Here is an 8,465-nt window from a genome sequence, read left to right as displayed (position 1 = left end):
CCCCGACCAGGTACGCCGCGGCGAGACCGAGGAGGCTCAGGGCCACCGTTCGCGATCCTTCACGAGGACGTCTCCGCCGGCGCGGACGAAGAAGCCGTAGAAGTAGTCGAGCCCGGAGAGCACGGTGATGAAGAGCGTGATCCACAGCATCGCATCGGTGACCAGGTGGAAGGGCACGAACTCCGCGGGCACGCCCTTCTCGAGGATCAGGAGCGTCACCGCCACGTACTGGGTCACGGTCTTGAGCTTGCCCAGGCGGGAGGCGGGCACCACCACGCCCATCGAGAGCGCGACTCCGCGAAGGCCGGTCACCGCGAGCTCACGCCCGATGATCACCCAGGCCATCCACGCCGGGACCATGTCCACCTGTACCAGCGACACCAGAGCGGCGGCGACGAGCAGCTTGTCGGCCACGGGATCGAGGAGGGTTCCGAGACGAGTCACCTGATTCGTGCGCCGGGCGATCAAGCCGTCGAGCCAGTCGGTGAGCGAGGCGGCGAGGAAGATCACCGCAGCGATGATCACGTGCACCCGCTGGGAGGAGATCAGGAACACGATGACGAGCGGGACCAGCACGATGCGGATGAGCGTCAGCGCGATGGGAACATTCATCGCCGCACGTCCACCGCCGCGGGGTCCGCAGGCCCCGGCACGATCGCCCCGTTCGAGAGCCGGGGCACCTGGTCCAGCGACGAGAGCGCCAGGCACGCCGCGAAGTCCTCCGCACGTCCCGCCTTGTGGAGGTGCCGCGCCCACGCCGCGTCCTGGATGAGGTGCTCGAGACGGCCCGCGTACGCGTCGGCGAGGCGGCGCGCCGCCACCGCGGCGTCCGTGAAGCGGAGCCCGCGCGCCCCATCCGACGCGAGGGCATCGACCACGAAGCCCGCGCACACCGCGTCTTCAAGGCAGAAGCCGCCACGCTCTCCGGAGCACAGGAGCGTGAGGTCGGTGCCGCGCTCCAGCGCCCAGCGCGCGGCGGCGCCGGCATTGGTCAGGGCGGCCACCGCCCCGGCCGCGGCGGGTGCCGCCGCCAGCATCGTGTTCGTGCCGTTGGTGGTAGTGAGCACGATGACCCGGCCGGCCACACGGTCGGCGGTGAACTCGAGGGGCGAGTTCCCGAGATCGAACCCCGGAATGGGGTCGCCGCCGCGCTCACCCGCGAGCACGCACTCGCCCGGGGGGAAGCGTCCCGCCACGCGGCGCGCCGCCGCCTCGTCCGGCACGGGGATCACGCTGCGGCAGCCCGCCACGCAGGCCGCCACCACCGAGGTCGTTGCGCGGAGCACGTCGATCACCAGCGCGGCACGGCCGTCGAGGGGGGCCGCGACGAACTCCGCCGGCCCCAGGGCGACGTGCACATGCATGCCTCGCCCCTACCGCGCGTCGCGCAAGGCGCGGATCTTGAGCCGGAGCGCGTTGAGGTTGATGAAGCCTTCCGCGTCTTTCTGACGATAGACACGATCCGCCTCGAAGGTGACATAGTCGGTGCGGTAGAGCGACTTCGGTGATTTGCGCCCGGCGACCATGACGTTGCCCTTGTAGAGCTTGAGCCGAACGGTGCCGGTCACGTCGGCCTGGATCCCATCGATCAGCCGCTGCACCGCCTCACGCTCGGGCGAGAACCAGAAGCCATAGTAGATCATCTCCGCGTAGCGCGGGACGAGGGTGTCGCGCAGGTGTAGCGCCTCCCGGTCCAGAGTGAGCGACTCGATCGCCCGGTGGGCGTGGTGGAGGATGGTGCCGCCCGGCGTCTCGTACACCCCCCGTGACTTCATGCCGACGAAGCGATTCTCCACGAGGTCGACGCGGCCGATCCCGTGCTCCCCGCCCAGTCGGTTCAAGCGCTCGAGCAGCGCGGCCGGCCCCAGGCCGTCGCCGTCGACCGCCACCGGGTTGCCCGCCTCGTACTCGATCTCCACGTACACCGGGACGTCGGGCGCGGCCTCCGGCGAGTTCGAGAGCAGGAACATCTTCGGCGGCGGCTCGGCCCACGGATCCTCGAGAATGCCGCCCTCGAACGACATGTGAAAGAGATTCCGGTCGCTCGAGTACGGCCGCTCGGTGGTCACCGGCACCGGGATGTCGTGTTGCTTGGCGAACTCGATGAGGGCGGTCCGGGAGTTGAGGTCCCACTCCCGCCACGGCGCGATCACAGTGAGGTCGGGGGCGAGCGCGGCGTAGGTCAGCTCGAAGCGCACCTGATCGTTGCCCTTGCCGGTGGCGCCGTGGCTCACCGCGTCCGCCCCGGCCGCGCGGGCCACCTCGACCTGCGCCTTGGCAATGAGCGGCCGCGCGATCGAGGTGCCGAGAAGATACGTGCCCTCGTAGACGGCATTGGCGCGCAGCATGGGGAACACGAAGTCGCGGACGAACTCCTCGCGGAGATCCTTGATGTGCACGCCGGAGGCACCGGTGCGCAGCGCCTTCTCACGAATGGGGATCAGCTCCTCCCCCTGCCCGAGGTCGGCGCAGTACGCGACCACCTCGCATCGATACGTCTCGATCAGCCAGCGGAGGATCACGGACGTATCGAGGCCTCCGGAGTACGCCAGCACGACCTTCCTGGCCTTCTTCCCCACGCCGGTCTCCTAGTCGCCGCCCAAGAGGTGGAGGATGACCGCCTTCTGGGCGTGCAGCCGGTTCTCGGCCTGATCGAGGATCACGCTCTGCGGCCCGTCGAGCACCGGATCGGTGACCTCCTCGCCCCGGTGAGCAGGCAGACAGTGCATCACCAGCGCCCTGGGCGCGAAGCGGAGCAGCGCTTCGTTGACCTGATAGCGCTGGAAGGCCTCGTGGCGGCGCTCGCGCTCCGCCTCCTGGCCCATGCTCACCCACGCGTCGGTGTAGATCACGTCCGCGCCGTCGGCCGCGTCGCGCGCCTCCGTGGTCTGCTCGATCCTGGCGCCGAGTCGGCGGCAGGTGTCGATGATGGCGGGCGCCGGCTCGTAGCCGGGCGGCGTCGCCACCACCATACGGGTGCCCAGCAGCGCACCCAGGAGGAGCACGGAGTGGCAGACATTGTTGCCGTCGCCGATCCACGCGAGGCGGACCTTGGCCAGGTCGAGGCCCCGCTCCCACAGCGTGAAGTAGTCGGCCATCGCCTGGCAGGGGTGCTCGCGGTCCGAGAGGCCGTTGATGACGGGCACGGCGGCGTGCTCGGCCAGCCCTTCCACCGTCGCGTGGGCGAACACGCGCGCGGCGATGACGTCGACCCACCGTGAGAGGTTGCGGGCGATGTCGGGCACCGACTCGCGCTTGCCAAGGCCGATCTCCTGGGCGGACAGGTACACCGCGGAGCCGCCGAGCTGGAACATCCCCACCTCGAACGTCACGCGGGTGCGGAGCGAGGGCTTCTCGAAGATGAGCGCCATGGCGCGTCCGGCGAGCGGGGTGCCGCGGTCGCGCGCCTTGGTCCGCGACTTCAGCTCGGCGGTGAGCCGGAAGAGGCGCCCAACGTCCTCGCGCTCGAGGTCCTGGATCGAGAGGAAGTGCTTCATCCCGCGACGGTGCCCAGCGCCTCGTCGATGATGGAGACGGCGCGTGCCACATCCTTCTCGTCGAGCACGAGGGAGGGGGCGAGGCGCAAAGTGTTGTCGCCCGCGGTGAGGACGAGCAGCCCGCGGTCGCGACACGCGCCGAGCACGTCGGCCACCGGCGGCACCAGATCCATGCCGACGAGGCAGCCGCGTCCGCGCACCGCCTTGACCGCGGCCCCGCGGCGGGCCCGCACCTTCTCGAGCTCGGCGACGAGGAGCCGTCCCATCCGGTCGGCCCGCTCGGGGAGGCGCTCCTCGATGAGCGTGGTGAGCACGGTAAGGCCCACCGCGGTGGCGAAGGGGTTGCCGCCGAACGTGCTGCCGTGGGTGCCGGGGGCGAAGGCGGAAGCCACCTCGTCGGTGGCGAGGGTCGCGCCGATGGGCACGCCGTTGGCCAGCGCCTTCGCCACCGTCATGACGTCCGGGGCCACGCCGGAGTGCTCGTAGCCCCAGAGGCGGCCGGTGCGGCCCATGCCGGTCTGAATCTCGTCGAAGATCAGGCACACGCCGGCCTCGTCACAGAGTTTGCGAAGGCCGGGGAGGTAGCCGTCGTCGGGGATGTTGACCCCGCCCTCGCCCTGGATGGGCTCCACCATGATCCCCGCGGTGTGGCTGTCGATCGCGCGCTCCACCGAGCGGAGGTCGTTGAACGGCACGTACTTGAACCCGCCGGGCAGCGGCTCGAAGCCATGGTGATACTTCTCCTGCGCGGTGGCCGTCACGGTGGCCAGCGTTCGTCCATGGAACCCGCCGCGCATCGTGATGATGTCGCCGCGGTCGCTCGCTCCGTGCTCCTTGGCCCACTTCCGCGCGAGCTTGATCGCCGCCTCGTTGGCCTCCGCGCCCGAGTTGGAGAAGAATACCCGGTCGGCGAAGGAGTGATCGCAGAGGAGCTTGGCGAGGTGAGTCTGCTGCGGGATGTGGAACAGATTCGACACGTGCATCAGCGTGGTCGCCTGCTCCCGGATCGTCCCCACCACGCGCGGATGCGAGTGCCCCAGCGCGGTCACGGCAATGCCGCCGGTGAAGTCGAGATACTCCTTGCCGTCGGAGTCCCAGACCCGCATCCCCTCGCCGCGCACCAGCGCGATGGGCGCCCGCTTGGTGAACGCCATGAGGTGCTTGCCGCCGGTCTCGAGCAGGGCCTTGGTGTCCACGGTGTCTCCCGTCGCTATGCGCCGAGTTCTTGATTTGATCTACGGTCGCCGCAAGCGACGACCTCTATCGGGTGGCTTCGCATCTCATACCCGCGTCTAAAAGACAATCTCGGTGCCGATGCCCTCGTGGGTGAAGACCTCGAGGAGCACTGCATGGGCGATCCGGCCGTCGATGATGTGGGCCTTGGCGGCGCCTCCCTCGATGGCCTTGAGGGACGACTCGACCTTCGGCAGCATGCCGCCCTCGATCACCCCGGACTCGATCAGCCGCTCCGCCTCCCGCTTGGTGAGGCGCGAGATGAGCTTGCCGTCCTGGCCATTGATCCCCTGCACGTCGGTGAGGTGGATGAGCTTCTCCGCGCGAAGGGCCGCCGCCACGTCGCCCGCCACGAGATCGGCGTTGATGTTGTAGGTCTCGCCCTCGACGCCCACGCCGATCGGGGCGATCACCGGGATGAGCCCCGCCTCGACGAGGAGGCGGATCATGTCCCCGTTCACCGTCTCCACCTCGCCCACGAGGCCGATGTCCACCACGCGACCGTCGGGCATCCGGTGCAGGCGTCGGCGCGCGCGGAGGAGATTGCCGTCCTTGCCCGAGAGGCCCACCGCGTGGGCCCCGTGCATGTTGATCAGCCCCACGATCTCCTTGTTGATCTTCCCGCCCAGCATCATCTCAACGATCTCCATCGTCTCCGGGTCGGTGACCCGCATCCCGCCCACGAAGTGCGGCTCCTTGCCGAGCCGCTTCATGAGGGCGCCGATCTGGGGGCCGCCCCCGTGCACGATGACGGGACGGATGCCGATGAGGCGGAGCAGGAGGACGTCGCGCGCGAATTGCTCCTTGAGGTCGGCCTTCTCCATGGCCGCCCCGCCGTACTTGATGACGAGGGTGCGGCCCTGGAAGGCTTGCAGATACGGCAGGGCCTCCAGGAGCACCTCCGCCCTGAGGATCATACGGTCCATATCCAGGGGGGGCATGCGCGCTCCTAGAGGATGTACCGGGACAGGTCCTCGTCCTTCAGGACCTCGGCCAGCCGCGAGTGGACGTACTCGGCGTCGATGACGATCTCCTTGCCGTTCCAGTCGGGCGCCTGAAACGATACCTCATCCAGAAGCTTCTCCATGATGGTGTAAAGGCGCCGGGCTCCGATGTTTTCCGTCCGCTGGTTGACCTGGGAGGCGATCTCCGCCACCGCCTCGACCGCCTCGGGCGTGAACCGCAGCCGGACCCCCTCGGTCTGGAGGAGCTCCGTGTACTGCCGCACCAAGGCATTCTCGGGCTCGCTCAGAATGCGGACAAAGTCCTCTCGCGTCAAGGGCTCGAGTTCTACCCGGATGGGGAAGCGACCTTGCAGCTCCGGGATCAGGTCGGAGGGCTTGGCGACGTGAAAGGCCCCTGCGGCGATGAACAAAATGTGGTCGGTCCTCACGCTCCCGTACTTCGTGGTGACCGTCGAGCCCTCGACGATTGGCAGGAGGTCCCGCTGCACGCCCTCCCGGGACACGTCGGGCCCGTGCCCCCCTTCCCGCCCCGCCACCTTGTCCAGCTCGTCCAGGAAGACGATGCCCGCGTTCTCCACCCGCTGCACCGCCTGGGCCACCGCCTCGTCCATGTCGATGAGCTTCTGCGCCTCGTCCTGGGTGATGAGCTTCCGCGCCTCGCCCACCTTGACGCGGCGGCGGCGTGTGCGTCCCGGCATCATCTGGGAAAGCATGTTCTGGAGGTTCATGCCCACCTCCTCCATGCCCTGGCCGCCGAAGAGCTGGACCATCGGCCCTCCGGCGGCGGCCAGCTCGACTTCGATGAGCCGGTCCTCGAGCTTGCCGGCGCGGAGCTGGGCGCGAAGCTTCTCGCGCGTGGCGTCCCGCGACGCGTCGGGGGCGATCTCCTCGAGCGTGCTCGAGGTGAAGGCCTCGCCGTGCCGGCGCGGGAGCAGGAGATCGAGCAGCCGCTCCTCGGCGATGGCGTCGGCTCGCTCGCGCACCTGGGCGGTCATCTCCGCCTTCACCATGTTGACCGCCTGCTCGGTGAGATCGCGGATCATCGACTCCACGTCGCGCCCCACGTAGCCCACCTCGGTGTACTTGGAGGCCTCCACCTTGATGAAGGGCGCCTGGGCGAGGCGGGCGAGACGGCGCGCGATCTCGGTCTTTCCCACGCCGGTGGGGCCGATCATGATGATGTTCTTCGGCGCGACCTCGTCGCGCAGCGCGGGGGGCAGGTTCTGCCGCCGCCAGCGATTGCGGAGGGCAATGGCCACCGCGCGCTTGGCGCGATGCTGGCCCACGATGTAGCGGTCCAGCTCGGCCACGATCTCAGCCGGCGTCAGCGCACTCACGGGAGGGCCTCCACGGTGACCTGCTCGTTGGTGTAGATGCAGATCCCGGCCGCGATGCGGAGCGCCTGCTCGACGATGGCGGGCGCGTCCAGCGAGGAGTGGGAGACCAGCGCTCGGGCGGCGGCGAGGGCGGAGGGACCGCCCGAGCCGATGCCGATGAGCCCGTCGTCGGGCTCGATCACGTCGCCGGTGCCCGAGACGATCAGCGAGGCCTCGGCGTCGGCCACGGCGAGCAGGGCCTCGAGCCGCCGCAGGACCCGATCGGTCCGCCAGTCCTTGGCAAGCTCCACCGCCGACCGGACCAGGTTCCCGCGGTGCTCCTCCAGCTTGGCCTCGAAGCGAGCGAAGAGCGTGAACGCGTCCGCGGCCGCCCCCGCGAAGCCCGCGAGCACGCGCCCGTGGTGGAGCTTGCGGACTTTGCGCGCGCTCGCCTTGACCACGGTCTGGCCCAGCGTCACCTGGCCGTCGCCGCCCACCGCGACCGTGCCGCGATGGCGCACCGCCACCACCGTGGTGGCGTGGAACACCGCGTCCCCGCCCGGCGCGCTCATACCGCGCGGGGATGGGCCGCGTCGTACACCTTCATCAGGTGCTCGGGGCTCACGTGGGTGTAGCGCTGGGTGGTGGAGAGCCGGCTGTGGCCGAGCAGCTCCTGGATGAAGCGGAGATCGGCGCCCTCGCCGAGCAGATGCGTGGCGAAGGTGTGGCGCAGCGTGTGGGGCGTGACCCGCCGGGCCAACCCCGCCGCGCGCGCGCGCCGCCGCACGATCGAGTGAACGCTCCGGGTGGACAGCCGGGTGCCCCGCGCGTTGCGGAAGATGGGCCCGTTTCCGCCTCCGCGTCGATCGAGGTAGGCGTCCAGCGCCTCGAGGGCGATCTCGCCCACCGGGACCACACGCTCCTTGCTGCCCTTCCCCATCACGCGTACGGTGCCGTGGCGACGATCGAGGTCCTCCAGGTCGAGGCCGCAGCACTCGGCCACGCGCAGGCCGCTCGCGTAGAGCAGCTCGAGGAGCGCGCGATCGCGCCGGCCCGCCAGGGTGTCCTCCGACGGCGCGTCGAGCAGGTCCTTGGACTCGTCCTTTGGCAGCACCGACGGAAGCCGCCGGGGCAGCCGCGGGCTCGCGAGCTGGCGCGCGGGGTTGGCCGCGACCAGCTCGCGCCGCGCCAGGAAGCGGTAACAGCTCCGGACCGACGCGAGCTTGCGGGCGATGGACGACTTCGCGAGCCCCCGGCCATGCAGCCACGCGAGATAGCCACGCAGGACGCGCGCGTCGGCGGCGGCGAGGCCGGGCACCCGTGCGCCGCGCAGGAAGGCCTGGAGCTCGGCCAGATCAGCAGCGTAACTACGCAAGGTATGGGCCGACGCCCCCCGCTCCGCGGCGAGATACCGGAGGAACGCGGGCACCAGGTCGGCGTCGCCACGCATGGGG

General features: G+C 70.0%; 9 protein-coding genes. All 9 read right to left on the bottom strand.

Going from position 1 to position 8,465, the window contains the following annotated elements; translation table 11 throughout:
• Positions 1-36 precede the first annotated feature (36 nt).
• Positions 37-612, bottom strand: a complete 576-nt coding sequence (gene pgsA / locus VFX14_12710) for a CDP-diacylglycerol--glycerol-3-phosphate 3-phosphatidyltransferase (GenBank protein HEU5190541.1) — start codon at positions 610-612, stop codon at positions 37-39.
• On the bottom strand, positions 609-1,364 hold the full coding sequence (locus tag VFX14_12705) for a 2-phosphosulfolactate phosphatase (protein HEU5190540.1): 756 nt from the start codon (positions 1,362-1,364) through the stop codon (positions 609-611). The genes pgsA and VFX14_12705 overlap by 4 nt, the downstream gene beginning before the upstream one ends.
• A 9-nt stretch (positions 1,365-1,373) precedes the next feature.
• Positions 1,374-2,579, bottom strand: coding sequence for an argininosuccinate synthase (locus VFX14_12700; GenBank protein ID HEU5190539.1), 1,206 nt, complete (start codon positions 2,577-2,579; stop codon positions 1,374-1,376).
• A 9-nt stretch (positions 2,580-2,588) separates the two neighbouring features.
• Positions 2,589-3,497 (bottom strand): ornithine carbamoyltransferase, encoded by a 909-nt coding sequence (gene argF / locus VFX14_12695; protein ID HEU5190538.1) that lies wholly within the window; start codon positions 3,495-3,497, stop codon positions 2,589-2,591.
• Positions 3,494-4,693, bottom strand: a complete 1,200-nt coding sequence (locus VFX14_12690; protein HEU5190537.1) for an aspartate aminotransferase family protein — start codon at positions 4,691-4,693, stop codon at positions 3,494-3,496. Before VFX14_12690 ends, argF begins: the two co-directional genes overlap by 4 nt.
• Before the next feature lie 96 nt (positions 4,694-4,789).
• A complete protein-coding gene (gene argB, locus VFX14_12685) occupies positions 4,790-5,671 on the bottom strand; it encodes an acetylglutamate kinase (protein HEU5190536.1) in 882 nt (293 codons plus the stop codon).
• A gap of 8 nt (positions 5,672-5,679) precedes the next feature.
• Positions 5,680-7,032 carry an ATP-dependent protease ATPase subunit HslU gene (gene hslU / locus VFX14_12680; protein ID HEU5190535.1) on the bottom strand — a complete coding sequence of 451 codons (1,353 nt, stop codon included), beginning with the start codon at positions 7,030-7,032 and terminating at the stop codon, positions 5,680-5,682.
• Positions 7,029-7,583 (bottom strand): ATP-dependent protease subunit HslV, encoded by a 555-nt coding sequence (gene hslV / locus VFX14_12675; protein HEU5190534.1) that lies wholly within the window; start codon positions 7,581-7,583, stop codon positions 7,029-7,031. Before hslV ends, hslU begins: the two co-directional genes overlap by 4 nt.
• Complete coding sequence (gene xerC, locus VFX14_12670; GenBank protein ID HEU5190533.1) at positions 7,580-8,461, bottom strand: tyrosine recombinase XerC; 882 nt, start codon at positions 8,459-8,461, stop codon at positions 7,580-7,582. The genes hslV and xerC overlap by 4 nt, the downstream gene beginning before the upstream one ends.
• Positions 8,462-8,465: the final 4 nt, after the last annotated feature.

The sequence above is a fragment of the Candidatus Methylomirabilota bacterium genome (genome assembly GCA_035764725.1).
GTDB lineage: Bacteria > Methylomirabilota > Methylomirabilia > Rokubacteriales > CSP1-6 > DASRWT01.
The sequence above is the reverse complement of the archived record's forward strand: the minus strand, read 5'-3'. Positions and strand labels throughout refer to the sequence as shown.